Source organism: Acinetobacter celticus, assembly GCF_001707755.1.
Lineage (GTDB): Bacteria > Pseudomonadota > Gammaproteobacteria > Pseudomonadales > Moraxellaceae > Acinetobacter > Acinetobacter celticus.
In genome coordinates this window covers 74,173-99,316 of the sequence record NZ_MBDL01000010.1, presented here as the reverse complement: position 1 = coordinate 99,316, position 25,144 = coordinate 74,173, and the positions used below count along the sequence as shown (strand labels likewise).

Below are 25,144 nucleotides of genomic sequence, written 5' to 3'. Positions count from 1 at the left end.
TCGTAATTATTAAAGTTTTAAAGCAAGTAAGGTATTTCATGCAACCACCTATTCAGATAGAGGAAAATACCCAAGTTGAAGTTACAGACTTGGTGCCGAAAATGGTAAGTCATATTATTTTTGCTGTCGCTTTAGCACATTTACTCAATGATTTAATTCAAGCAGCTTTACCAGCTATTTATCCATTACTAAAAGATAATTTTTCATTAAGTTTTACGCAAATCGGTCTAATTTCATTGGTCTACCAAATTACAGCTTCATTATTACAACCTTGGATCGGTTTATATACTGATAAATATCCCAAACCCTATCTTCTGCCCTTAGGAATGGTAGTTACCTTGATAGGGATTGTTATGCTCGCATTTTCTAGTAGCTTTTATATGCTACTTGTCTCTGCGTCACTAATTGGGGTTGGTTCATCAACCTTCCATCCTGAAGCTTCTCGTGTTGCACGTATGGCTTCTGGTGGCCGATTTGGGACAGCTCAATCGACTTTTCAGGTAGGTGGTAATACTGGGTCTGCAATTGGTCCATTGTTAGCTGCTATTATTATCGTTCCTAACGGTCAAGCTTCAGCAGTCTGGTTGGTGCTATTTGCTTTAATTGCAATTTTTGTTTTATTTAAAGTGAGTAAATGGACTATTCATTATGCGAAAAATCAAATTAGCAAAACAACATCTATCACAAGTTTTAAATTACATGGCAGTACCTTAGTTCGAGCTCTCATAGTTATTTCTATACTGATGCTTGCAAAGTTTACTTATATCGCAAGCATCAGCAATTACTATACGTTTTATTTAATTGAAAAATTTAACCTGCCAATTCAGAGTGCTCAATTATATTTATTTGCTTTTTTGGCAGCAGTTGCTTTTGGTACATTTTTTGGTGGTCCTATTGGTGATCGTATTGGGCGTAAAGCAGTTATTTGGATTTCATTTTTAGGAATGGCCCCATTCGCTATATTCATACCTTATGCAAATTTATTTTGGACTTGTATTCTCGCGGTTATGTCAGGTTTAATTATGTCATCTGCATTTTCTGCAATGGTCGTGTATGCACAAGAAGCGGTTCCTGGGCGTGTTGGGATGATTGCTGGTTTAATGTTTGGTTTAATGTTTGGTGTAAGTGGTATAGCCGCTGCTGGTTTAGGATACCTAGCTGATAGAAATGGCATAGAATGGGTATTTACATTATGTTCATATTTACCCTTATTAGGAATTTTTACCTTATTCCTACCTAATACCCAACTTAAAAAAGTTTAGAACATAATAAGTAATTTTTAAGGATTATTAAAATTAACATAATACAGCTTATGCGAAATGCTTGAAATTTAGTCACAAGCATCAATATTTTATATGAAACCATGATAGGGTTCAGCGCACTATCATGGTTTCTTTGTAATTATCACTATGACTGCAAGACAAAGCATGGCTCAAGAGTGAAGGCCATTAAGTGAGGGCTACTCACTTTAACTTAGTCGGAAATTTGATATAAAACTTTAACTATGATGCCATCTCAAAAAAAGCAGTTAGCTTTTAATTTTGCTTGCATTGAGTTGTTTATATACAAATGGTGATGTATAAATAAAATTACAAATCAATAATAAAGAGAATAAATTATGAAAAATTTTTATTGTTATTCAGTAATTTTTACACTTAGTTATGGATTAATTGGGTGTACAGCATTCCAGATCAATAAGGGGCAACAGGAAACCAGAGAAATTATCAGTGTTGACAAAGCATTACCTCAAATTGCTGAAGGTATTGTTGCTATGAAAAATAAATTGGATGCTGATAATGTAAAAGCTGGTGTTTATGTTGACGATATTCAGTTGGAAATTAATTTGAATGCCAATGCAACAAAAGATGGAAAGCTGGGTATAGCAGCAGACCCATTAAGTCTAAAATCATTATCTAAAAGCACCTTTTCATTTGATGCATCTCAGGATACCAAAATCGAAGATTTAAGAGGTAGCAAACTAATTATTAAATTTAAGAGTGCTAATCAATATAATTTGGAATATCTGGAAAAACTAAAAGGATTTGTTGGTACTGCAGATTCAGGGAAACCACCATCAAAAGACATTAGCAATGTTGATACAAAAACTCTAACTGAAATTTTGAAAGGAAGTGCAATACCGGGCAATGTAATGCAAGTAAAACCTAGGTTAGATGAATAAGTAAGGTTTAAGTATTCACGCACCATGGCGCTTTAATTCTGGCTCTGAGTATCTATGAATTATTAAATTCCACTAGATATTCCGTAGAGTCCATTTTTCACGGTGTGTTCAATATAGAAGTAGAGCCATGTTTTCATTTTTTTTGTTCTCATCATGATTCTATCCAAAGAGTACGAAAAAATACTTTTCAGCTAATTGAAGAAATTTAGAACAAAGCACTTGTTATATTGATTCTATTACTCAAATAACATTGATTAAGATGTCATAATTGCTAGAATACTCAACACTAAAAAACACTGTTTTTCTAAAGTTTTGATAGAATTTTGATAGGCAATTTTTTATCTCATTAAAAACAGTAATTTATATGCGGAAATTTTAAATGTTCGATATTTATTTAACAGATGTTCAAAAGAAGGTGCAATTCAAGGATTATCCGGGTGAGCATCCTGTTAAATTTGTTCTAAATTTTAAAAAAATTTTCCCAAGTGTGATGGAGCTTATGCTTCCAGTACTGCCAGAAAATGAAAGTTTGGAAGAAATCACATGGGAATCGACAACTCAAGATTTAGAAATATTTAAACTATTGCTGACCGGTTGGGGGGTAATTGAATTGCGCCTCAATGCAATTTCACAATTTAAAGACCGCAAATACGCAGACAAATTAGTGAAACAAGCACAGCAAAAACGTAAAGATTTTTCGAAAGCGCAATCAATGCTTTCAATTGTAGATTTAGATTATTTATTTATGCATGAAGTGCATGGCTTAATTGACGCGGAATTAGTTGAGTTAGGTGAAAAATTTTATTTACCAATTTTACGAGACTTATGGAAAGGTAAAGTTTCGGCCAAGGTGCTACAAGCAATATTTTAGGATTGTCGTCGAATAGTTTAGAACAAAAATCCCTGACCATAGATCAGGGATTTTTTTATGCTTAAAATTAAACGAATAGTTGAAGTTAAACCTACAAGTAAAGCTGTGTACAACAGAAATATCCATGAACCTTGAGCTAATATCTGAGTAAGATCAGAACACATTTATTATAAAAATTGCGAAAAGGTAGAATGTACATAGCATAATCAATGGAATGGGGGAGTGTGCTCAATAAAGCTAAAGCATGGAATCCAATTAGTCTAAGGAAATAATATAAATTCCATATTCACAAAAAATAACTTAGTAATCTAGATCAACTAAGTTTTGGAAACTATAAGACCTACAGGCTCGCTTTAAATTTGAGGCAATATGAACTTAAAAAATGGTTGTTTTTATAGCATATTGAATCACAAAAAAGACTGAACTGGTCAGCCCTATTTTATTTGCTTTGTTTACGATAAACACTCGGTCGCATAGGTTTGCTGTTTTTCCATAAACCTTTTTTATGTTTACGCGCATGGTCTTGTAAAGCCATCATATGTTTAAGTTGCTTTTTATCACGAATATATTCTTCGTATACCCATGCAGCACCACGCTTCACCATCTCTTCATTTACATTGCGTCGATAACGGTAAATCACCCCGACACACCGACCATAACGGTCAACATCGGTAATTTTGACTCGTACCAATTTCTTATAAATCATGGTTTTCACAATACGTTGTGATTCCTTGCCATACGTTTGCGAGGACTCTGGCGCATCAACATAAGCAAAACGGAGTTTGGTTTGTGAACGACGAATATTCAAGCGTGTACACGTTAGGGTATCTCCATCACTTATGGAAATAACACGACACCAATATGACTTTCCTTTTTTAAAGGGTTTGAAAAGCTCGGCCAAAAAAATATAAATTTTGTGAAAAATAAATAAAACAAGAACACAAAGCATCATGCCTAAAGCAATGAGCCAACCAGGAGATAAGTTTGAAAGCATAAGAAAAATTAGCCGAATTTATAGATAAGCATCAAATAAATTCTAAAAATTGCAGAAGATAGATAAATTTATTGTAAATGAAATTGGGTGAAGTAAAAGCATGAATAGCTAGTTTTTGTATTAAAAATACATGAACAATCAACAATATGTTGAAATTTCACTCAAAAACATTGTTGCTGTTAAAAAGTTGACGGAATGATGGCATATTCCTTAAATCACTAAAATAGCCTAAGCAAATAAATATTCAAATAAAATAGCCTAAGCAAATATTTTTTGAATTTCGCTTCGCAAAAAAGCATGCCTCGGATTAATTTCCAAATCTTTATACCAATACATCCCAATATTAATCATAGGTGATTCAATAGGGGCAACAAAAATATTTAATTGACTAGAAATTTGTAAATGCGCCAATAGATTTTGAGGAATGGTCAATATCGCTTTTGGTTGCTGTTCTAAAATCCGTAAAGCAGTCGAATAATGCTGACAACGTAAAAAAATCTGACGGTTTTGTTTATTTCGATTTAAATAAATATCTTCAACCAATACGCCTGTTCTACGTGAAGAAACACCAATATGAGGAGATGCTAAATAGCAAGCCTCATTCATTTCTGTTTGTTGAGTACAGACTACAAATTGGTCTTGTACCAGTTTTTCGAATTGAACTTTTTCTCCATAATTTTGTTCAATATCAATAATAAAATCAATTTGTTGTGCTAATAAATCTGCAACAATACTTTTCCGATCTAACTTAATACTTGTAAATTGAATATCAGCAGAAATTTGCTGAAAGTGTCTGACCAATTTTGGAAAAATGATAGGTTCGATTTCATCATGTACGGCAATTTTTAAACTTTTCACTAAACTTGGTTCAAATAAATGCTTCTGCATGGAGATATTTTGAATCGTAAATAAAGCGTCTTTGATGGATGGATAAATATGTTCTGCAAAGGGGGTTGGCAACATTTTGCTACCAGAGCGGACAAAAAGATCATCCTGTAAATGTCGTCTAAGCCGTTGCAAGGCATGGCTTGCTGCAGATTGTGTGATACACAAAATTTTCGCTGCTTTTGAAATATTTTGCTGTTCAAAAATGGTAATAAATAATGGATATAGATTGATATCGATACGGTGAAAAAGGCTCATATCAATATGCGTTTGATTATGAATAGTATTCATGGAGTTGTATTGAATTAAATCATTTTGTTCATAATAGTTTTCGCGCTATGTTGTTGTAAAGCACATAAACATAATATTGAAAAGGATAAAGCCATGTTTGAACTATCAGCACGTGCACAAGGTTATCTTGAAAGAACCAAAACCTTTATTAAAGAAGAAATTGAGCCAATAGAAACTGATTTTTGGAATGAAGTCCATGAATTAAATCAGGGGAGTGATTGGACCAAATGGCAATGGCCTGCACAATTGGAAGTATTAAAAAATAAAGCCAAAGATGCAGGGCTTTGGAATATGTTTTTGCCATGTGAAAAATTAGGTCAAGGGCTCTCGGTTCAAGAATATGCACACATTGCAGAACTTTCGGGCCGAAGTTTAATTGCCCCTACAGTTTTTAATTGTAATGCACCCGATAGTGGCAATATGGAAGTGCTGTGGCGCTACGGTTCAGAAGAACAAAAACAACAATGGTTAACGCAATTACTTGATGGCAAAATTCGCTCGGTTTTTTGTATGACTGAACCCGCTGTTGCATCAAGTGATGCAACCAATATGCAAGCAACAGCCGTGGTTGAAGGTGATGAGATTGTGTTGAATGGCCGTAAATGGTGGTCTTCAGGTTTGGGCGATCCAAACGCTAAAATCATTATTTTTATGGCGCATACTCCAGATGAAACCAAAGATCGTCATCATCAACATTCTATGGTTTTGGTTCCTGTAGATACTGTTGGTGTAAAAATTGAACGTATGTTACCTGTATTTGGAGACTACGATGCACCACATGGCCACGGCGAAATTAGTTTTAATAATGTTAGAGTTCCCGTTGCGAACTTTATTGGTGGTGCAGGACAAGGTTTTGAAATTGCACAAGGTCGTCTTGGGCCAGGTCGTATTCATCATTGTATGCGATGTATTGGTGCTGCAGAAAAGTCGCTTGAGTTAATGATTGACCGTGGTATGAGCCGAACTGCTTTTGGTAAAGAAATTTTAAAATTAGGGGGCAATTTAGAACGTGTTGCAGAAGCACGTGTTGCCATTGATCAAGCACGGCTATTAACACTGTATGCAGCCTATAAAATGGATACCATGGGCAATATGGCGGCCCTTACTGAAATTTCTGCTATTAAAGTGGTTGCACCAAGCGTATTGGAAAAAGTCGTAGATATGGCCATACAAATACACGGCGGTGCGGGCGTTTCGCGTGATACACCATTAACAGGCTTTTTTGCGCAAGCACGTTCATTACGTTTAGCCGATGGCCCAGACGAAGTTCATAAAGGAATGATTGCGAAACTTGAATTGGCAAAACGTGGTTACAGCTCACGGCAGAAAAAATAATCACACAATGTGTCTCTTATAGCGGTGACTTTAAATGAAAAGTCATGCTATAAGAAAATGATGCTATTCATTTAAATAAAGTCATTTTATAAAATATAAATTCAGGGTTTAGGAAAAAAGCATGTCAGTGATTGATCTGGGTGGAAATGTCAGAGAAGGCGAAGAATTAGATGTTCGTGTGGTTGGCAACTGGTTAATAGAAAATGGCGAAGAGCTATCCGGGCCAGTTAAAGTGACTCAATATTCAGGTGGCGCTTCAAATTGGACATATCGCCTGAAATATGAAAATGCGGATTTAATTTTACGTCGACCACCCAAAGGTACGAAAGCAAAATCTGCACATGACATGGCCCGTGAATATCATGTGCAAAAAGCATTAGCAGAGTTTTATCCTGTCTTACCTGAAATGGTGGCACTGTGTCAGGATGAATCGGTCATTGGCTGTGATTTCTATGTAATGAAACGCATAGAAGGCATAATTCCACGTGCAAATTTACCCAAAGAATTAAACTTTAATGAAGCACAAGTTCGTCAACTTTGTATCAATGTCATTGATAAGCTGATTGAATTGCATCAAGTGCCATATGAAGGAACCGCATTAGAAAAGTTAGGTAAAGGTGAAGGTTACTGCCGTCGTCAGGTCGAAGGTTGGGATGCACGTTATGAAAAGGCCAAAACCTTAAATGTACCGTCATTTAAATTTGTGCGTCATTGGTTAAAAAATAATATTCCAGAAGATTCAAAAACTTGTGTTATTCATAATGATTGGCGTTTTGATAATATCATTTTAAACCCTGAAAACCCGACTGAAGTGATTGGTGTCTTAGATTGGGAAATGGCCACGTTAGGTGATCCACTTATGGATTTAGGGGCCGCTCTAGCTTATTGGGTTGAAGAGAAAGATAGCCCAATATTTAAAGCAACACGTCGCCAGCCTACTCATTTAAAAGGCATGTTCACACGCAAAGAAGTTGTCAATTACTACTTAGAAAAAACAGGTTTACAAACGGACAACTGGGCGTTCTACGAAGTATTTGGCATCTTTCGTTTAGCTGTTATTGCACAACAAATTTATTATCGCTACTACCATAAACAAACCAATAATCCTGCATTTAAAGATTTTTGGATTGTCATTCATGCTTTACATATTCGTGCTCTAAAACTTATTGGTAAACAAAAAATTGAAGCCAATGATATTGCGCAAAAATACATAGAAAAAATGAAGGAAATTTTAGGAAAATGACCACAATTTATTTAATTCGTCATGGACAAGCTTCATTTGGTGCAGAAAGTTATGACAAGCTTTCACCAAATGGTGAGTTACAAGCAAAAGTTCTTGGAAGGTATTTTGACAGTATTTTAAAAGAGACGCCCTATGTGGTTGCAGGTTCTATGCAACGTCATCAACAAACTGCAACTTTGGCGTTGAATGAATGTTTTCCTGAAGCCGAAATAATAACGGACAGTGCTTGGAATGAATTTAATCATCAGCAAGTTTTTGCACAATATGAACCACGTTTTAATGAGCCACATTTGCTGAAAGAAGATGTCGCTAAAGAAGATAATCCACGTGCATATTTAGCCAAAATTTTTGAAGGTGCAATTGACCGTTGGACGGGTGGAGACTATCACCATGAATATGAAGAATCTTGGCCTGACTTTAAAACCCGTGTTGAAACAGCCTTACAAAATTTATGTGATGAGCTAGCTAAAACCAAACCACGCTATGCTGTTGTATTTACTTCGGGCGGTGTTATTTCTGTAGCTGCTGGAAAAATTTTAGGTCTTAGTCCAAATAAAACCTTTGCTTTGAATTGGGCTATTACAAATAGCAGTATGACTACACTGCGTTTGGTGGGCAATGAGCCACAATTATTAAGCTTAAATGAACATCATTTTATTAAAGTTGAAAGCCCACAATTACTGACCTGGATTTGATCGGATAAAAATAGGAAAGCAAGAGATCATGGCAAAAACCATTTTAATTACAGGTACAAGTTCTGGAATTGGTGCCGGTATGGCACGTGAATTTGCCAAAAAGGGCTACAACCTTGCCATATGTGCACGACGTTTAGAGCGTTTAGAAACCTTAAAACAAGAACTTGAAAGCCAATACGGCGTAAAAGTAATTGCAAAAACTTTAGATGTCACCAATTACGACCAAGTATTTGAAGTCTTTCGTGCATTTAAAGCAGATTTTGGCACCCTTGACCGTGTCATTGTAAATGCAGGAATTGGCAATGGTCGTGGCATTGGCAAAGGTCACTTTGAAATTAACCGCGCGACAGTTGAAACCAACTTTATTTCTGCTTTAGCGCAATGTGAAGCTGCTGTAGAAATTTTTCGGGCGCAAAATGCAGGACATTTGGTGGTCATCTCGTCTATGAGTGCAATGCGAGGGATGCCAAAACATTTGACAGCATATGGCGCCAGTAAAGCGGGCGTTGCTGCGTTGGCAGAAGGTATTCGCGCAGAATTTATTGATACGCCAATTAAAGTGTCGACTATTTTCCCCGGTTATATTCGCACAGAAATAAATGAAGGGGCCAAAAAACTACCTTTTGAAGTAGATGAAAAAACAGGTTCACATCTATTGGCCACTGCAATTGATAAAGAACCAGTAAAAGCTTATGTACCGAAATGGCCTTGGTTACCTATTGGTTTTGCAATGAAAGTCCTACCACTGAAATGGGTCAATAAGTTGGGATAATGCTTTAATCAAAAAATCGCCATATCATTGATATGGCGATTTTTATAAAAAACAGATACTAAAAACATTAACATACGAAAAAGCTGAACGTCATTAATTGTCGTACACTGTTATTCACTGCATTTTCTAAAAAGTGCTTATCTTACGTTATCTAAGATTTTGCCAGATTGGTCTAAAATAACCTTTTTAGTTTGAGTGACAATTAAACGCACAGGTGCTGTGTCATTTGCACCAATAACATTACGTTCGATAGTATAGCGATATGAGCCACTGTTAAAAATATAATAATGATTATCACCACTACCATCAAATTTAACCGAGCCCTGATTCAGAATTAAATCGGGTTTTGTTGATTGTGGCTGATTTATTTTCCACGATGCATAACGATACTGACCATTATTTAACTGGTCGATACGTACTTGAAAACTTTTGGTTATAAAACTAAATTTGGGTTCTTTAAAGGAACGAAGTGAGGAATGTAAATGTTGCTTTTGATTTGAAATCAGTTGTTGCTTAAGCTGTTGTTCCGCTTTAGAACTGTAATTAACGGCAGTGATTTTTTCGCCATCAAACCAAATTTTACCACCATCGAACATCATTCCACGCCAACCTACAGAATCCCATTGTTGTGGCGAAGAGTGGACAATTTTTTGTCTAAGCTCTGCATCAAAAATTTGGTTAAACCGCTTTTGCATCTCCTGTGCATTTTCTACAGTTGGGATAGGCGCTTCACGTGTTAAAGGATAACGAATACTTTGGCTAATTGCAGGTACATTATTTTGTTTAAATAGCGAAATGAGATGATCTACTTGCTTTTGTTCTGCTGTCGTTAAAGCAAGAACGGACATACTACTGGCCAGTAATACACTTGTAATGATTATTTTATTCAACATATGATTTTCCGTATATTTATTGCCATAATTACACATAGAATTTAAGCACGAAGTTCATGCATTGGAAGTGATAATTGTGCTTAAAATTAAGCTCAGTTAAAAGATAAAAAATGATTTAATTCGCACATTTTATGTCAATCAAGAAACTATTTAATGAACGTTAAGCGCTCTATTTTAAAGAAGATATATTATTGCCAATGTTTTACAATTTTAGATGGGTAAAATTCAATTACATTTTAAAAGAACAAATTTATGTTTTTAAAAATTGCGACATTCGTATTGATTCCATCCTTAATTATTCAGGGTCGTCAGGTCAAGAAAAATACACCACGTTTACCGGAACCAGAAGGCATACGGGAAGGTCAAACAGGCCAAGGGCCAGTATTATCTATTTTGATTGCTGGAGATTCTGCAGCAGCGGGTGTTGGTGTGGCGACACAAGATGACGCGTTACTTGGCGCACTTATCAAAGAACTGCAAATGGATTACGCACTTCAGTGGAAACTTCATGCAAGATCAGGTGATGGTACAGTACAAATAATCAATAATTTACATACTTTAGAAGATTGCCCTTATGACGTGGTACTTACCTCTGTAGGAGTGAATGATGTCACCCAATTAATGTCTGCACAGCAATGGGTAAAAAAACAAAATCAATTATATGCACTGATTCATCAGAAATTTACCCCCAAGATGGTGATTGCAACTGGTGTACCACCAATGCATCTGTTTCCTGCATTACCTAATCCACTGCGTTGGCTTTTTGGTCAGTATGCAATGCAGATGAACATAAAATTAGCAAAATTAGTACAACAGCAGTCTAATATGCAATGGATTAAGTATAATATTAAGCGATATCAAGCCTTAAATTTAGATATGGCAGAAGATGGATTCCATCCGAGCAAAGCGGTGTATCAATTATGGGCAAAGGAAGTCGCAGACAAAATTCGTCAATCATTTTAAGACTATGCTTTAATTTTAAATTATGGAAAAACCTAATCTTGTGCATCCAGCCATCATAGAAACCCATCCTTTAAAACCTTTTTTACCTGAAAATGGAAAATTACTGATGTTGGGGAGCTTTCCGCCACCTAAGGCACGTTGGAAAATGAATTTTTATTATCCGAATTATCAAAATGATATGTGGAAAATTTTTGGCCTCTGTTTTTTTCAAGATAAAAACCATTTTTTTAATTTAGAAGAAAAAACTTTTAAAGAACAACAGATTCGCGAGTTTTTAACAGAAAAGGGCATTGGAATATTTGATACGGCGTATCAAATCATTCGTTTAAAAGGCAATGCATCTGATCAGTTTTTACAGATTCATACTGCAACTGATTTGAAAAAGTTATTAGATCAAATGCCAAATTGTCATAGCTTAATGACTACGGGCGATAAAGCAACGGATACACTCATGTTATCTATGCCTGAAACTGCTGAAAAACCAATGCTTGGCACATCCAGTCATACATATTTTGCGGGTAGAGAATTAACGCTGTATCGTATGCCGTCGTCCTCCCGTGCATATCCTTTAGCAGTGGAAAAGAAGGCCGAGGCCTATCGGAAGTTATTCTTGGAAATAGGCTTACTATAAGTTGGTACTAATAAATGATAGTATTCGAAATAAAAGAGTTGAATGTAATGATTATGTCATTACATCATCCATTCAATCGGGAGATAAGAGACAGTTTTTATGCTAAAACGTTGAAACCTTGTGGTATCTGGGTCTGTTTTATACTCACGTATGGAACCATCGGGTTGTTGATCTAACCAAATAATTTCATTGTTTGCATTTAATTTTAGCTGGTAAGCAACTTGTGGTAAGTACTGGTCTAAAGTTTTTGAAATTCCATCTTGTAACTTATTAGACTCGACGACTAAGCCAACTTCAGTATTTAAATTGGCAGAACGTGGATCAAAATTAAAAGAACCAATAAAAACGATACCGTCAATATCAAAAAATTTGGCATGTAGACTAGACGCACTTTTTCCTTTTGCAGGAATTACATTTCCAGTCATAACTTCATACCATGTTCTTTTTTTACGCGCTATATACGGTTTAAATTCATACAGTTGAACGCCATTTTTGAGTAAATCATAGCGATATTTCTGGTAAAAAGCATGCACCACAGCAACATCATTGGCTACAAAAGAGTTTGTCAGTACGCGCACTTTAATATTATTTTTTGATAAATCTGTTAAATATTTTGTCCCACGTTGTGTGGGTACAAAATAAGCAGAAACCAATTCCATATGCTGTTTGGGTTCTCCCATAATTTTTCGCATTTGCTGATAAATGAGTTGTTGTCCTGTGGCTTGCCCGCGAATTTTATTTGGGCTGTCGGCTACAAAATGGGCAGGTGCCCAATTAAATGCACGTTTTTTTAAGTTGGTATCTAATTGTTTTTGAGCGAATTCAATTTTGTTTTCTACCTGATTTTTTTCAATCGCATCAAGTTTATATTGTTGTCGTAAATGCTGTATTTCGACTGGGGAACTGATTCCCAATAACTGTGTCGCGTTATAACTTAACGGGTCATTCCAAAAGTCTAAAAACACGTCATTGGCATGATTGACGGCATTGCCATAAAATAAAATATCTAAGTCGGTAAATTGAAAGCTGTCACTGGCATCAAAATATTCACGGCTAATATTGCGACCACCCGTTACCGCAATTGCACCATCTGCAATAATGAGTTTGTTGTGCATACGATGATTGATATATTTAAAGCGAAAAGCATAATCAATAATACGTAGTTTTCTAAATTTATAGGGATTGAAGATTTTAATTTCAAAGTTCGGATGCGAAGCCAGAGGCTTTAAGACATTGTCTAGCTGTGTACCATTCTGATCATCAATCAGCAGGCGAACTTTCACACCACGATCGGCTGCTTTTAAAAGTTCCTGCAACATCATATGGCCAATATAATCATCTTTCCAAATGTAATATTGCAAATCTATATGATGCTGCGCTTTGCGAATTAAATGCACGCGCGAAGCAATACTAGTAAAGGCGTCATCTAATGCTAAATATGCAGTTAAACCTTGTGATAAATGCTGTTCCACATCAGTTTCGTTCAACCAATGTTTCGCATAAACATGAATAGAGGTTTCTGGTTTTGCGTCATTCATAGGCAAATTACATCCTGTCAGCGACAAACCCATTAAAAAAAATGAACCAACTTGAATAGCTAAACGGATTTGCATATTTATTCTTAGATCATTCAAAATGTTATACGCTCATAATATCATCATGTTAAAGGTTGAATCATTGAATAAAAAGCGGTTACTGTAGATCATCTGTTAATCTTGCCAATAAATAAGGATATTCATTCAATGAAATCTCGTGCAGCTGTCGCATTTGGGCCCGGTCAACCTTTAAAAATTGTTGAAATTGATGTTGCACCACCTCAAGCGGGTGAAGTTTTGGTTAAAATTACCCATACAGGGGTGTGTCATACAGACGCCTTTACCTTGTCTGGTGATGATCCAGAGGGCGTGTTCCCTGCGGTATTAGGCCATGAAGGTGCTGGTATTGTCATTGAAGTTGGCGAAGGTGTGACCAGCGTTCAAGTAGGCGATCATGTGATTCCACTTTATACCGCCGAATGTGGCGAATGCTTATTTTGTAAATCGGGTAAAACTAATCTGTGTGTTGCTGTTCGTGCCACACAAGGCAAAGGTTTAATGCCTGATGGAACCACACGTTTTTCTTATAATGGTCAGCCTATTTATCATTACATGGGCTGTTCTACCTTTTCTGAATATACTGTGGTTGCAGAAGTTTCTTTGGCAAAAATTAATCCAGAGGCAAACCCTGAACACGTATGTTTATTGGGTTGTGGTGTAACAACAGGTCTAGGCGCGGTTAAAAATACAGCCAATGTACAAGAAGGCGACACCGTTGCTGTTTTTGGTTTAGGCGGTATTGGTTTAGCGGTTGTGCAAGGCGCGAAAAAAGCCAAAGCAGGTCGTATTATTGCTATTGACACCAATTCTGAAAAATATACTTTAGCTAAAGAATTTGGGGCTACAGATTTTGTCAATCCCAAAGACCATGATCGTCCAGTTCAAGAAGTGATTGTAGAGATGACAGGTTGGGGCGTAGATCATTCATTTGAATGTATTGGCAATACCAATGTGATGCGTTCGGCATTGGAATGTGCACACCGTGGTTGGGGACAATCGGTCATTATTGGTGTGGCTGGTGCAGGACAAGAAATTTCGACACGACCTTTTCAATTGGTAACAGGCCGTACTTGGAAAGGAACCGCTTTTGGTGGTGTCAAAGGACGTTCACAATTACCAGGAATGGTTGAAGAAGCCATGAAAGGTGAAATTCAACTTGCGCCATTTGTAACACATACCATGGGCTTAGATAAAATTAATGAAGCGTTTGATTTAATGCATGAAGGGAAATCAATTCGTTCAGTTGTACATTTTGAAGACTAATTGTTGATTGTCATTGATCGATCAAAACCAAGCTTCGGCTTGGTTTTTTATTGTTTCAAATAGAACCTCACTCAAATACGCTGTCTTCTGCATTAAGTAATAATGGCAAAAATGCTATTTTGTCTGACAATAAATGCTAAAAAGTTCTAAATTTACCATTATGTCCTGTATTGATATAGCCTAAAAATAAATCAAACACTATCTTTGCATCACAATAAAGAACACTTGTATATTATTTATTGTCTAATGATTTTGAGAGGCTGTATGTACACAAACACAGATTATAAGCCCGAATGGATCCGCGAAGATTTTGTCGATTTTCTTGCCGAAAAATTTGACTCAATTTGGGCATGGAAAAAAATTAAAGCAGAAATCATCCATTTAAAAGCATTAAGTGCTGACTTTACTCAGGTGCAATTACGACCTAATCAAAATTTTAAAGTGCAGGATTATCACGCAGGCCAAAGTGTTTTACTCACCGTGGTGATTGGTGGTGTTCGCCATCAACGAAGCTATTCAATTGTGCATATTTCAAATCAAGGGCATTTTAGTATTGCAGTTAAAAAGCAGGGACTGGTATCTAATGCTTTAACCGCCTTAGCTGTTGGTGATGTTGTTGAAATTTCACAGCCACAAGGTGAATTTGTTCTTCAATCTTCAGCTCGACCGAAGATTTTGTTGGCTTCGGGAAGTGGTATTACCGCAATTTATGCCTTGTTACATGCACATTTACGTCAAAGCCAACAGACAATTGAGCTGATTTATTTTACCCGAGATGATGCATATTCGACTGAAATTCAAGATTTAGCAACGCAATATCCACATTTTAACTTTCATCAAATAAATACGCTTAAACAAAAACAGCATTTTGATGTTGCGCTGTTAGAGTGCTTAGTTCCCGATTTTAAACAGCGTGATTGTTATGCCTGTGGCGCATCTTCAATGATGCAAAGTATTCAGTTGTTATATCAACAAATGTCATTAAGCGGACAGTTGCATATGGAATATTTTCAAATTCCGATTGATGAAGGTATAGCGGTGCAACCAGTTAAATTTTTACGTTCACAGCAAGAATTTCAAGCAAAGAGCAATTTGTTAGAAAGTGCAGAACAAGCTGGATTAAAACCCGCACATGGTTGCCGCATGGGTATTTGTAACACGTGCTCATGTACGAAGGTGCAAGGTTCAGTTAAAAACATTCTTACTGGCGAAATAAATAGCGAAAATAATTCACAAATCAAACTGTGTATTTCTCAAGCCGTTAGCCCAGTTGTCATTAATCTATAAAGTAATCAGGGGAGAAAAATAAAATGAATAAACCTGTTAGTTTTAACGTGAAGAGTCAATCCAATTATTTAAGTACTGAGCAAATTGAAGAACTTGGTACAAAAATAGAAGCCATCCGCCGTGAAATTATGGATAGCCTGAATGAAAAAGATGCGCAATATATCTATAAAATTCGTGATTTTGTTCGTTATAGTGAAATTGCATCACGTGGCATGCTGATGTTTGCTGGTTGGCTACCGCCAGTCTGGCTTGTGGGTACAGGCTTATTGGGTATTTCTAAAATTGTAGAAAATATGGAACTGGGTCATAACGTCATGCACGGTCAATTCGATTGGCTCAATGATCCGAGTTTGAATGGTGCCAATTATGACTGGGACACCATGGCGACAGGGGATGACTGGAAATATACGCACAACTATATTCATCATACTTATACCAATATTATTGGGATGGATCATGACGTGGGTTATGGTTTGCTACGAGTCAGTGAAGCGCAAACTTGGGAACCGCGTTTTCTTCTTAATATTCCTTTGGCTGCTCAGTTGATGCTATTTTTTGAATGGTATGTCGGCTTACAAAACTTACATATTGAAGATGTTATTATTTATAAAACAAAAACTTGGCGTGAGGTATGGAATGACGCTGGAAAATTTCGTATGAAAATGAAGCGTCAAGTTTTGAAAGATTATGTATTTTTTCCTTTAATTGCAGGGCCAAATGCAATTCCTGTATTTACAGGAAATGTTGTCGCAAATGTCATTCGAAGTCTATGGGCCTCTGCAGTTATTTTTAATGGACATTTCACTGAAGATACAGAGAACTTTGAAATGGACAATACAGATAATGAAACCCGTGCAGAATGGTACTTACGTCAAATTCGAGGGTCTAGTAATTTCTCTGGCACCGAATGGCTACATATTTTAAGTGGTAACTTAAGCCATCAAATAGAGCATCATTTATTCCCAGACATGCCTGCAAACCGCTATGCAGAAGCTGCACCCAAAATTAAAGCCTTATGTGCTGAATACGGTATTCACTATAATGAAGCCAGTTTTATGAAGCAATTTGCTAGCGTTTGGGTGCGTTTAGCCAAAAACTCTTTGCCGAATGATTGGAAAACTGAGTTAAAAAATCAGGTTGGAAGCACCAAGCAACGTTTACAATCTAAAGTACTCAGCTGGTTTTAATTCATTTTTAATGGGTTATTAACTAAAAGACCAAGTAATTGCTTGGTCTTTTTATAGGAAAATCTGTATTAATTTATGACCTAAGTCTAAATTAAATATTGAAACTTTATTTTCTTAAAGAAACCGCCTGATGAATACCACATTTTTCAACAAAGCTCATATCATGTGATACCAAAATAACAGCACCCTGATAGCTTTGGATAGCATGTGCCAGTAAATCTCTAGATTCAAGATCTAAATGGTTTTCAGGCTCATCCAACAACAGTAATTCAATATTATTTGGCCAATAATTCAGTCCTAAAAGCGCAACTTTTAGTTTTTCGCCTCCACTTAACTTAGATAAAGACTGTATGGCTTTGTCCCCACGAATCCGTAATTGCCCTAATTGATTACGCCATTCTGTTTCTGAAATAGTCGGGTTAAGAAGCTTTAAATTTTCTAATACCGTAAGAGTATCATTCAGAAAACTAAAATTTTGATCCAAATAAACTGGCGGTATTGCTAAAAAAATATTGGGATGTTTTACCTCATTATGCGCCTGCAATAATCTTAAAAATGTAGATTTTCCAGATCCATTTGCACCTTGTAATTGAATTTTCTGCCCTGATTGCAGTGCAAAGTGCAACTTTATTGAATCTTGGAATGCTAAAGATAACTGATCAACGCGCAAAATTTCACCCGTTTTAATGGAGCGGTGCCGAAAAGTAAATTGTTGTGCTGTAAGGTGCTCTATTTTCAGTTGTGACATTTTTAAATTGGATTGTAGCTCAGTCATTTGTTTTTGTTGCTGTTTACGTACTGCACCCAAACTTTGACCTGCTTGTTCTTTTTTAAAATCCAAAAGAATAGGGGCTTGAGAATGAGATGCTTGAAGCTTTTTGCCACTTCTTTCGCGCTTTTGTGCCTTTATTAAAGATTCATTTTGCTGTGTTTTCAATTGCTTTAATTCACGTTTTTGTTGATCGACACTCCGCGCCAAGGCAGAAAACTGTAGTTGATCATGGCGATGATAATCCTCAAGGTTGCCTTTAATATGCTGTAAGCCATGTTCATTAAGTGCAAAAATATGCTGTACCTCATTCAGTAAAGTCTGATCATGACTAATGACTAAAGCACCCGCAGGATGCTTTTTTAGACAATCAATCAGCCATTGACGTGCTTCTACATCTAAATGGTTACTTGGTTCATCGAGCAATAAATAATGGTCAGAATGCAAAAATAATGCACATAAAGCCAACTTGGTTTTTTGTCCTTCACTCAGATGCTGAACTGGAAAATTCAGATCTGTAGGCAACTGAGCTTCAGTTAATTGTGTATGCCAAAGTGCAGGAAGATGCCACTGATTTTCGATGAGGTCAAAATCTTCAAAGCTAGCAGAACTTGTATGAATGCGCTCGAAAGCATTATGTAATTGAAGTACACCCAATGCACCTGCAATGGTTTTGGCGGTTAGGCGTTGTAATTGGGCCAAATAGGCGTGGAGATTTTGCCATGAAATTTTGCCACGATAAGGTAAAGTTGCAGATGGCTCATGTAACAACTGCATCAATAAAGATTTACCTTGCCCATTTCGGCCAATAAGTGCGGACACCTGTTGTTTTTCCAATGAAAACTGTAAATCCTGAAACATCGTTTTATGTGGAAATACCAAACTAAGATGCGAAATAATACATGCCTGCTGAGTCATAAAAGAACCTCGTGATTGCAGGATGCACAAAATAGTATAAATTCTTGATTGGATTTTGATTTATGGGTTTTATGAGAATAAGACACTATTTTGCACATCAAAAAAATAGAAAATGGTTTCGTTTTTGATGGTTAAATAGCACTTACTTCATTGGCAGATACTCTAAAAAAAAAGGAGAATTAAGAATTAATTTTAAAAAATATTTTATATCAAGGTGAAATTTTAAGCAATTTTTATGCGTTTAATTCATTTGAATGGTTTATAAAATTTTATTTGGTTTTTTTACAAAAACTATTGTCAAAGCTATGAATACAGCGTATTTTAATTTCAAGATACTTACTTTTTGTTGATGACATCAAGATGTTAAAGCAACCATTACTTTCAAACGCATATTATTATTTCTGGCAATTTAGATAGTTGCCTAAACGCGTTTGGGCAAAGAAAATGGTTGCCCACCCAGTTTATACCTGATCGGCAACCCTGATCAGGTTTTTTTATACCTTGAATTTTATAAATATTTTGGAGAAAACCACATGAAAATTTTTAACTATGCATATTTTAGTCGCTCATATTGGTTTTACTTTAGTCAGTTGATGACCCTTAACCAGAAATCCATTCCTCCCATAACGCTCAAATAAATATTCGGACTGTAAAACGTAAAACAGTCCCAAGGAAAGACCCATGAACGCTCTAAATACTGCATTACAACAATCAGCTGTTAAAGAAAAAAATTTAAGCTTGCCACATCAATTGAAGGTAGCATTACCTTTATCGCCACATTTGGCCCAACAAATTGCTGAACATCGCCAAACCATCCAAAATATTTTAGAAGGTCAAGATCACCGTTTATTAGTGATTACCGGCCCATGTTCCATTCACGATACTCAGTCTGCTTTAGATTATGCCGAAAAATTAAAACAGTTACAGGCGGTAGTATCAGACCAGATTTTTTTGGTCATGCGTGCTTATATTGAAAAACCACGAACAACTGTCGGATGGAAAGGTCTTTTATATGACCCAGCTTTAGATGGTTCTGCAGATATGCAATTGGGGTTGGAAAAATCTCGTGAGCTTTACTTACAAATGATAGAAATGGGTTTACCCATTGCCTCAGAAATCCTTAGCCCAATGGCCACCGCTTATTTTGATGATTTATTGGCATGGGGCGCAATTGGTGCGCGTACCAGTGAATCGCAAATTCATCGTGAAATTTCAAGCCATATGCCGTATAGCATTGGTTTTAAAAATGGCACAGATGGTTCTATACAAATTGCTTTAGATGCGATTCAGTCGGCTTCTCATTCACATCAATTTTTAGGAATGAATCAAGCTGGATTGCCGAGTATTTTAAAGTCTAAAGGTAACCCAAAAGCCCATTTGATTTTACGGGGTTCAAATACAGGGCCAAATTATCAGTTGGCAGATATTGAAAAAATTAAAGCGCAAGTACAAGGTGACTTGCCTGCTTTAGTCATTGATTGCAGTCATGGTAATAGCAATAAAAATCCATTATTACAACAAGATGTACTTCGTACTATTGTGAATGAGCGTCACTTGAGTCATGTACGCGGTGTCATGCTTGAAAGTCACTTGGTAGATGGTGCACAGAAAATTTCTTGCGACATGGCTTATGGTCAATCTGTGACAGATGGTTGCTTAGGTTGGGACAAAACTTATCAGTTATTATTAGATGTCGCTGAAAAATTAAATGAGTGCCCGTTACAACGTAGCGCATAATTTTATTCTTATTTCATAATCTTGCCCTTCAGTTGAGGGGCATATTTTTATATAGATAAATCATTTTTAAGCCTTTATTTAATAAAAATTGCAGTAAGTCAGAAAAAATAATACATACATGAACTATCACACACTTTTTTAAGAAATTATTTTTAAAATTAGATATTTATGTTTGTGAGTCTTTTGAATTTTATGCACAATTCATGCGTACAAAAACAATAACTGTAGAAATCCGTAATTGTGTACTGCTGAATCTTTTTCTGGGGGAAATCTTAATGTTTACAGCCGAATTGCTTGAAGAAGCACGCCGTTTAATGTTCCACATGCTGACCAAAGTCGTGGAATATGGGGGGTCAGATTTATTTATTACGGCTGATTTTCCGCCAAGTATAAAGCATCAGGGGTTAATGAAACCATTTGGGCAACAAACTTTAACGGCAGATAAAACCAAATTATTTGCATATAGCCTCATGAATGAAAAACAGCGTAATGAATTTGAGTCAGAACTTGAATGCAATTTCGCAATCAGTGTGCCTAATATTTCACGTTTTCGCGTCAATGTTTTTCAGCAACAACTCAATGTAGGGATGGTGATTCGTACAATTACCAATGAAATTCCAAATTTCACGCAATTAAAACTACCTGAATCACTTAAAAACGTCATGTTAGAAAAACGTGGCTTAGTTTTGGTTGTTGGTGGGACTGGTTCGGGTAAATCTACTTCCTTGGCAGCCATGATTGACTACCGTAATGAACACACGGCGGGACATATTATTACCGTAGAAGACCCTGTCGAATATGTACATAAGCATAAAAAGTCGATGATTACGCAGCGTGAAGTGGGTGTCGACTGTCATTCTTGGCATAACGCGCTAAAAAATACATTGCGTCAGGCGCCAGATGTTATTTTAATTGGCGAAATTCGTGACACTGAAACCATGGAACACGCCATTGCCTTTGCTGAAACAGGTCATTTATGTTTAGGTACTTTACATGCCAATAATGCGAACCAAACGTTAGATCGAATTATTAACTTTTTCCCAGAAGAACGCCGTAATCAATTGTTGATGGATTTATCGTCTAATATGAAAGCTGTTATTTCACAACGACTAATACGAACTGAAGACGGGAAAGGACGACGTGCGGCTGTAGAAATTATGCTGAATACACCTTTGGTATCAGACCTTATTTTAAAAGGTGAATTTCAAGAATTGAAGCCTATCATGGCAAAATCACGTGAATTGGGCATGCAAACTTTTGATCAAGCATTGTATGATTTGTATGATGATGGGGCAATTTCTTATGAAGAGGCCTTACGTAATGCTGACTCTACAAACGAATTACGTTTGCAGATTAAATTAAAAAGTCAGCGTGCCAATCCTACTTTACAAAATACACCGTCAAGTTTTAGCATGCTTGCCGAATCTGAAAGTGAAGAAGCAAACGCCGAACAAGCTTAGTGAACATCTATCTTTAGATGAAATGCGGAATTTTCATAACTAAAAAAGCATACTCTTAAGTATGCTTTTTTAGTTAATCTAATAATAAATCAGGTTTTTTAGATACCATAAATTTATAGTAAATGAGACTAACCATTACCAATAAGCTACAGCATAAATATGTCATGGTGTAACCGGTATTTGCAATTAATAAGCCCAATACAATTGAGCCAATGGCGATACCGATATCATAGAAAGTGAAATAAGTAGAAGTCGCATGGCCAATACGATTTTTAGGTGAGCGTTGAATAGCAATGGTTTGCAGGCAGGGCTGTGCTGAACCAAATCCCATACCAATGAGAGCAGCAGCAAATAAAAAACCAACGACACTCTCAATAAATGCCAGTACAGCAAGACCAATAGAAAATAAAATTAAAGCAGGATATACCACGGCATTTGGACCTTTACGGTCATAAATTTTGCCAGTGAATGGGCGCAAAATCATCATTGAAATTGCGAAAACAACAAAGAACATACTGGCATAGGCGAGCATGTGTTTTGATTCAGCAAATGTGGCAATAAAAGACATAATACTGGCGTAGCAAAATGAAACCATCATTGCCATTAATGCCACAGGTAAAGCTTTGAACTCTATAAAGTCATTTCTACTCAAGGCTTTTTTTGTCGGCTTGATAGGTAGTTTTTGAATGCTAGGTAATGGAATTAAAAAACAAAAAATAAAGCCAATTACAACAAAGCCCGCCAAAATACTGGCAACGACAACATAGGGCATGCTTTGAATTAAAGTCAGGGCAATTAACGGGCCAAGAACAATCCCTAAATTGATTGACATGAGAAAGTAACCCATGCCTTCACCTTTACGTTCAGTAGGAATAAACTCATTGGCAATAGGAACCGTCACTGTGGTTAAAATACTAAACCAAATACCGTGTAAAAATCGAATGAGCATTAAGACGGTCAGATTGTCTGCCCAGATATAGGTCAAACTAAATAAACAAAATAGTGTTTCTGAAATATAGAGTGTTTTTTTTGTGCCTAGTTTTTCAATAATTAAACCACTAAAAGGACGTACAGCAATAGCAGAAACCATGAATAATGTCATCGCTAAGCCGGCCTGAGATAAGTCGCCTCCTAGATCTTTCAGTATATAAATGGGTAGGATAGTGGTTTGTGCAAAATAAAAAATAAATAAAAACAGATTATTTGCCAAACACAGAATAAATGATTTATTCCATAAATGTTGAGCAGTTACAGTGTGCATAATAAACCTAAAGATAAAAGGACGCTTCGTTTTCAGGTTTATTTATATAAGTATTATTGTGATTAAACGGAAAACTAAGCTCATGGCGATAATAAAAACTATAAAACAATATAGTGGAAAAGTACAGCAATTATGATAATTTATTACTTATTATGCATATTTTTTGTCATTATTTTTATTAAATTATCACAATTGGATAATTTAATCTTATTTTTAATGGTATTAAGAGTGGCTTTATTTTTATTATATGGTTAAAAACATGGGCTTTTAATAGGAATTTAAAATAGAGATATAAAAAAATCAGCATATTTGCTGATTTTTTGTATTTAACGTCTAGAAAAACTAAATACCTGCTTCGTAATCTGCGCTTGAAAGTAGTTTTTCAATATCTGCAATATTGTCAGGCTTGATTTTATAAATCCAACCTTTAGTGTAAGGCGCATCATTAACAAAATCAGGATCATCTTCTAATTCAGTATTCACTTCAACCACAGTGCCAGAAATAGGTGCATGAATGTCAGAGGCCGTTTTTACAGATTCAACCACACCTGCTTGTTCACCAGCAGTAAGATGTGTTCCTGCTTCTGGCGCTTCTACATAGACTAAGTCGCCCAAAGCATCTTGAGCATGGTCTGAAATGCCCGTTACGACAAGATCACCTTCAATTCGTACCCATTCATGTGTACGTGCATATTTTAAATCTGAAGGATGATTCATGGATAACTCCTTAAAACTATTGAAATCATTTTTGCATGTTTTATACATGCATTTGTTTAAAAACAAAAGTACTAATAGGTGCAAATTATAAATAAGGATCTTTACGCCAATTGCTCGGACTACGACCACTCCAACGTTTAAAGGCGCGACTGAAATTGGCGACATCACTATAACCAAGTTCATCTGCAATTTGTTCTAAAGTGAAATCGGTACGTGAAAGTAAAGACGTTGCATGACGATAACGGACTTCATCAACTAAGGTTGAAAATGAAGTGCCTTCGGTGGCCAATTGTCGTTTAAGCGTGCGGTCAGACATATGTAGTCTTTCTGCAACTGCTTCAATACTTAAATAATGCTGTTCTGAATGAGTCAAAATATCCCGTACACGCATGGCCAAGCGATGTCGTTCGCCAAAAGCAGAAAGTTCGGTTTCGCATTGATTAATGGCAATTTGACTAGCAATAGGGTCCGCATGTACCAGTTTATTACCTAAATATTGCTTATTAAAACTCAGCACGAGATGAGGTTGGTCAAAACGAAATTGATGATGCGGAAATTTAGCCATAAAACGTTCAAAACCTTCAGGTTTAGGAAAGTCAAAATCAATATCGCCTGAAGCATAATCAATACCTGTAATTGCCTTAGCCATGCTAATCATGCCAAAAATTAAAGCAATTGAAATTTCAGTACGTAAAGGTTCAAAACTAACATCCGTTTGTAGTTGAATCGTGGCTTTTGTGCCAAAAGTAGAAAAAAACAACTGTAGGAAGGGCATACGCAGTTGTATAAACCGATTGGCCAGCATCAATGCATCAGTAATATTATTGGATGTCATAATGGCATAGCCAATAAAACCATGAATTGAGATACGCATTTGTGTCCCTAAATGGAAACCTAACGTTGGTTCTCCAGTTAAGTACAAAGCATGTTGTATCAATTGATTGGCTACAGTTGTTGGAATGCGGTATTCAGGATCAGCCAGTTGTTCAACCTTTAAATGATATGGACTAAAAAGCGTCTCAGCATTGTAGCCCCAGCGGGACACAACATCTAAAAGTAATAATCCATAAACGCCAGGAATACCTTGATCTTGACGTAAAGCAATTGTTTTCATTCGCCATCCATTGCAATTTTTGTATTTTTCTACTTGTCCGAAACTATATTGGCATGAAATATAGCCATCTACCATAAAAATTGT

General features: G+C 36.2%; 22 protein-coding genes. 14 read left to right on the top strand and 8 right to left on the bottom strand.

Annotation, left to right across the window (positions count from 1 at the left end; all coding sequences use genetic code 11):
• Window positions 1–101: 101 nt before the first annotated feature.
• The 3 genes from BBP83_RS09470 (at window position 102) to BBP83_RS09460 (ending at window position 3,050) form a co-directional block, all read left to right on the top strand.
• Window positions 102–1,262 (top strand): MFS transporter, encoded by a 1,161-nt coding sequence (locus BBP83_RS09470; RefSeq protein ID WP_141689976.1) that lies wholly within the window; start codon window positions 102–104, stop codon window positions 1,260–1,262.
• A 356-nt stretch (window positions 1,263–1,618) separates the two neighbouring features.
• Window positions 1,619–2,179: a hypothetical protein gene (locus BBP83_RS09465; RefSeq protein WP_068887867.1), complete on the top strand. Its 561-nt coding sequence runs from the start codon at window positions 1,619–1,621 to the stop codon at window positions 2,177–2,179.
• A gap of 379 nt (window positions 2,180–2,558) precedes the next feature.
• The gene (locus tag BBP83_RS09460; protein WP_068887865.1) at window positions 2,559–3,050 is read left to right on the top strand and encodes a hypothetical protein; all 492 of its coding nucleotides are present in this window, start codon (window positions 2,559–2,561) and stop codon (window positions 3,048–3,050) included.
• Between the two features lie 439 nt (window positions 3,051–3,489).
• Here BBP83_RS09460 and BBP83_RS09455 read toward each other — a convergent pair whose 3' ends face one another.
• Both BBP83_RS09455 and BBP83_RS09450 read right to left on the bottom strand, forming a co-directional pair.
• Window positions 3,490–4,044, bottom strand: coding sequence for a thermonuclease family protein (locus BBP83_RS09455; RefSeq protein WP_068887863.1), 555 nt, complete (start codon window positions 4,042–4,044; stop codon window positions 3,490–3,492).
• Between the two features lie 258 nt (window positions 4,045–4,302).
• The gene (locus BBP83_RS09450; RefSeq protein ID WP_068887861.1) at window positions 4,303–5,220 is read right to left on the bottom strand and encodes a LysR family transcriptional regulator; all 918 of its coding nucleotides are present in this window, start codon (window positions 5,218–5,220) and stop codon (window positions 4,303–4,305) included.
• 93 nt (window positions 5,221–5,313) lie between these two features.
• Here BBP83_RS09450 and BBP83_RS09445 point away from each other — a divergent pair, with 93 nt between their 5' ends.
• From BBP83_RS09445 to BBP83_RS09430, 4 genes are all read left to right on the top strand, one after another.
• On the top strand, window positions 5,314–6,555 hold the full coding sequence (locus tag BBP83_RS09445; protein ID WP_068887859.1) for an acyl-CoA dehydrogenase family protein: 1,242 nt from the start codon (window positions 5,314–5,316) through the stop codon (window positions 6,553–6,555).
• 121 nt (window positions 6,556–6,676) lie between these two features.
• Window positions 6,677–7,798 (top strand): phosphotransferase family protein, encoded by a 1,122-nt coding sequence (locus tag BBP83_RS09440; RefSeq protein WP_068887857.1) that lies wholly within the window; start codon window positions 6,677–6,679, stop codon window positions 7,796–7,798.
• Complete coding sequence (locus BBP83_RS09435; protein ID WP_068887855.1) at window positions 7,795–8,493, top strand: histidine phosphatase family protein; 699 nt, start codon at window positions 7,795–7,797, stop codon at window positions 8,491–8,493. The genes BBP83_RS09440 and BBP83_RS09435 overlap by 4 nt, the downstream gene beginning before the upstream one ends.
• A 28-nt stretch (window positions 8,494–8,521) precedes the next feature.
• A complete protein-coding gene (locus tag BBP83_RS09430; RefSeq protein WP_068887853.1) occupies window positions 8,522–9,265 on the top strand; it encodes an SDR family oxidoreductase in 744 nt (247 codons plus the stop codon).
• Between the two features lie 137 nt (window positions 9,266–9,402).
• On the opposite strand, the gene BBP83_RS09425 is transcribed toward BBP83_RS09430, so the two are convergent.
• Window positions 9,403–10,158, bottom strand: coding sequence for a hypothetical protein (locus BBP83_RS09425; RefSeq protein ID WP_068887851.1), 756 nt, complete (start codon window positions 10,156–10,158; stop codon window positions 9,403–9,405).
• Window positions 10,159–10,410: 252 nt separating this feature from the next.
• On the opposite strand from BBP83_RS09425, the gene BBP83_RS09420 reads away from it, so the two are divergent.
• Both BBP83_RS09420 and BBP83_RS09415 read left to right on the top strand, forming a co-directional pair.
• Window positions 10,411–11,121 (top strand): SGNH/GDSL hydrolase family protein, encoded by a 711-nt coding sequence (locus BBP83_RS09420; protein ID WP_068887849.1) that lies wholly within the window; start codon window positions 10,411–10,413, stop codon window positions 11,119–11,121.
• Between the two features lie 22 nt (window positions 11,122–11,143).
• Entirely contained in the window at window positions 11,144–11,752 is a 609-nt protein-coding gene (locus BBP83_RS09415; RefSeq protein ID WP_068887847.1) for a uracil-DNA glycosylase family protein, read from the top strand.
• Between the two features lie 59 nt (window positions 11,753–11,811).
• Here the strand turns inward: BBP83_RS09415 and BBP83_RS09410 are convergent, their stop codons facing one another.
• Window positions 11,812–13,365, bottom strand: coding sequence for a phospholipase D family protein (locus tag BBP83_RS09410; protein WP_068887845.1), 1,554 nt, complete (start codon window positions 13,363–13,365; stop codon window positions 11,812–11,814).
• Window positions 13,366–13,494: 129 nt separating this feature from the next.
• On the opposite strand from BBP83_RS09410, the gene BBP83_RS09405 reads away from it, so the two are divergent.
• From BBP83_RS09405 to BBP83_RS09395, 3 genes are all read left to right on the top strand, one after another.
• Window positions 13,495–14,610 carry an S-(hydroxymethyl)glutathione dehydrogenase/class III alcohol dehydrogenase gene (locus BBP83_RS09405; RefSeq protein ID WP_068887843.1) on the top strand — a complete coding sequence of 372 codons (1,116 nt, stop codon included), beginning with the start codon at window positions 13,495–13,497 and terminating at the stop codon, window positions 14,608–14,610.
• Window positions 14,611–14,874: 264 nt separating this feature from the next.
• Window positions 14,875–15,897: a ferredoxin reductase gene (locus BBP83_RS09400; RefSeq protein WP_068887841.1), complete on the top strand. Its 1,023-nt coding sequence runs from the start codon at window positions 14,875–14,877 to the stop codon at window positions 15,895–15,897.
• A gap of 23 nt (window positions 15,898–15,920) precedes the next feature.
• On the top strand, window positions 15,921–17,084 hold the full coding sequence (locus BBP83_RS09395; RefSeq protein WP_068887839.1) for a fatty acid desaturase family protein: 1,164 nt from the start codon (window positions 15,921–15,923) through the stop codon (window positions 17,082–17,084).
• A 106-nt stretch (window positions 17,085–17,190) separates the two neighbouring features.
• On the opposite strand, the gene BBP83_RS09390 is transcribed toward BBP83_RS09395, so the two are convergent.
• A complete protein-coding gene (locus BBP83_RS09390; protein ID WP_068887837.1) occupies window positions 17,191–18,771 on the bottom strand; it encodes an ATP-binding cassette domain-containing protein in 1,581 nt (526 codons plus the stop codon).
• Between the two features lie 681 nt (window positions 18,772–19,452).
• Here BBP83_RS09390 and BBP83_RS09385 point away from each other — a divergent pair.
• Together BBP83_RS09385 and BBP83_RS09380 are read left to right on the top strand one after the other, a co-directional pair.
• Window positions 19,453–20,508, top strand: a complete 1,056-nt coding sequence (locus tag BBP83_RS09385) for a 3-deoxy-7-phosphoheptulonate synthase (protein WP_068887835.1) — start codon at window positions 19,453–19,455, stop codon at window positions 20,506–20,508.
• A gap of 275 nt (window positions 20,509–20,783) precedes the next feature.
• Entirely contained in the window at window positions 20,784–21,968 is a 1,185-nt protein-coding gene (locus BBP83_RS09380; RefSeq protein WP_068887833.1) for a PilT/PilU family type 4a pilus ATPase, read from the top strand.
• Window positions 21,969–22,041: 73 nt separating this feature from the next.
• Here the strand turns inward: BBP83_RS09380 and BBP83_RS09375 are convergent, their stop codons facing one another.
• From BBP83_RS09375 to BBP83_RS09365, 3 genes are all read right to left on the bottom strand, one after another.
• Complete coding sequence (locus BBP83_RS09375) at window positions 22,042–23,229, bottom strand: MFS transporter (RefSeq protein ID WP_068887829.1); 1,188 nt, start codon at window positions 23,227–23,229, stop codon at window positions 22,042–22,044.
• A gap of 342 nt (window positions 23,230–23,571) precedes the next feature.
• Window positions 23,572–23,946: a glycine cleavage system protein GcvH gene (gcvH, locus tag BBP83_RS09370; RefSeq protein ID WP_068887827.1), complete on the bottom strand. Its 375-nt coding sequence runs from the start codon at window positions 23,944–23,946 to the stop codon at window positions 23,572–23,574.
• A gap of 85 nt (window positions 23,947–24,031) precedes the next feature.
• A complete protein-coding gene (locus tag BBP83_RS09365; RefSeq protein WP_068887825.1) occupies window positions 24,032–25,060 on the bottom strand; it encodes a helix-turn-helix transcriptional regulator in 1,029 nt (342 codons plus the stop codon).
• Window positions 25,061–25,144: the final 84 nt, after the last annotated feature.

Excerpts from the sequence above, each read along its gene's own strand:
- BBP83_RS09470 (WP_141689976.1), top strand. The coding sequence starts at position 102 with ATGGTAAGTCATATTATTTTTGCTGTCGCTTTAGCACATTTACTCAAT.
- BBP83_RS09465 (WP_068887867.1), top strand. The coding sequence starts at position 1,619 with ATGAAAAATTTTTATTGTTATTCAGTAATTTTTACACTTAGTTATGGA.
- BBP83_RS09460 (WP_068887865.1), top strand. The coding sequence starts at position 2,559 with ATGTTCGATATTTATTTAACAGATGTTCAAAAGAAGGTGCAATTCAAG.
- BBP83_RS09455 (WP_068887863.1), bottom strand. The coding sequence starts at position 4,044 with ATGCTTTCAAACTTATCTCCTGGTTGGCTCATTGCTTTAGGCATGATG.
- BBP83_RS09450 (WP_068887861.1), bottom strand. The coding sequence starts at position 5,220 with ATGAATACTATTCATAATCAAACGCATATTGATATGAGCCTTTTTCAC.
- BBP83_RS09445 (WP_068887859.1), top strand. The coding sequence starts at position 5,314 with ATGTTTGAACTATCAGCACGTGCACAAGGTTATCTTGAAAGAACCAAA.
- BBP83_RS09440 (WP_068887857.1), top strand. The coding sequence starts at position 6,677 with ATGTCAGTGATTGATCTGGGTGGAAATGTCAGAGAAGGCGAAGAATTA.
- BBP83_RS09435 (WP_068887855.1), top strand. The coding sequence starts at position 7,795 with ATGACCACAATTTATTTAATTCGTCATGGACAAGCTTCATTTGGTGCA.
- BBP83_RS09430 (WP_068887853.1), top strand. The coding sequence starts at position 8,522 with ATGGCAAAAACCATTTTAATTACAGGTACAAGTTCTGGAATTGGTGCC.
- BBP83_RS09425 (WP_068887851.1), bottom strand. The coding sequence starts at position 10,158 with ATGTTGAATAAAATAATCATTACAAGTGTATTACTGGCCAGTAGTATG.
- BBP83_RS09420 (WP_068887849.1), top strand. The coding sequence starts at position 10,411 with ATGTTTTTAAAAATTGCGACATTCGTATTGATTCCATCCTTAATTATT.
- BBP83_RS09415 (WP_068887847.1), top strand. The coding sequence starts at position 11,144 with ATGGAAAAACCTAATCTTGTGCATCCAGCCATCATAGAAACCCATCCT.
- BBP83_RS09410 (WP_068887845.1), bottom strand. The coding sequence starts at position 13,365 with ATGCAAATCCGTTTAGCTATTCAAGTTGGTTCATTTTTTTTAATGGGT.
- BBP83_RS09405 (WP_068887843.1), top strand. The coding sequence starts at position 13,495 with ATGAAATCTCGTGCAGCTGTCGCATTTGGGCCCGGTCAACCTTTAAAA.
- BBP83_RS09400 (WP_068887841.1), top strand. The coding sequence starts at position 14,875 with ATGTACACAAACACAGATTATAAGCCCGAATGGATCCGCGAAGATTTT.
- BBP83_RS09395 (WP_068887839.1), top strand. The coding sequence starts at position 15,921 with ATGAATAAACCTGTTAGTTTTAACGTGAAGAGTCAATCCAATTATTTA.
- BBP83_RS09390 (WP_068887837.1), bottom strand. The coding sequence starts at position 18,771 with ATGACTCAGCAGGCATGTATTATTTCGCATCTTAGTTTGGTATTTCCA.
- BBP83_RS09385 (WP_068887835.1), top strand. The coding sequence starts at position 19,453 with ATGAACGCTCTAAATACTGCATTACAACAATCAGCTGTTAAAGAAAAA.
- BBP83_RS09380 (WP_068887833.1), top strand. The coding sequence starts at position 20,784 with ATGTTTACAGCCGAATTGCTTGAAGAAGCACGCCGTTTAATGTTCCAC.
- BBP83_RS09375 (WP_068887829.1), bottom strand. The coding sequence starts at position 23,229 with ATGCACACTGTAACTGCTCAACATTTATGGAATAAATCATTTATTCTG.
- gcvH (WP_068887827.1), bottom strand. The coding sequence starts at position 23,946 with ATGAATCATCCTTCAGATTTAAAATATGCACGTACACATGAATGGGTA.
- BBP83_RS09365 (WP_068887825.1), bottom strand. The coding sequence starts at position 25,060 with ATGAAAACAATTGCTTTACGTCAAGATCAAGGTATTCCTGGCGTTTAT.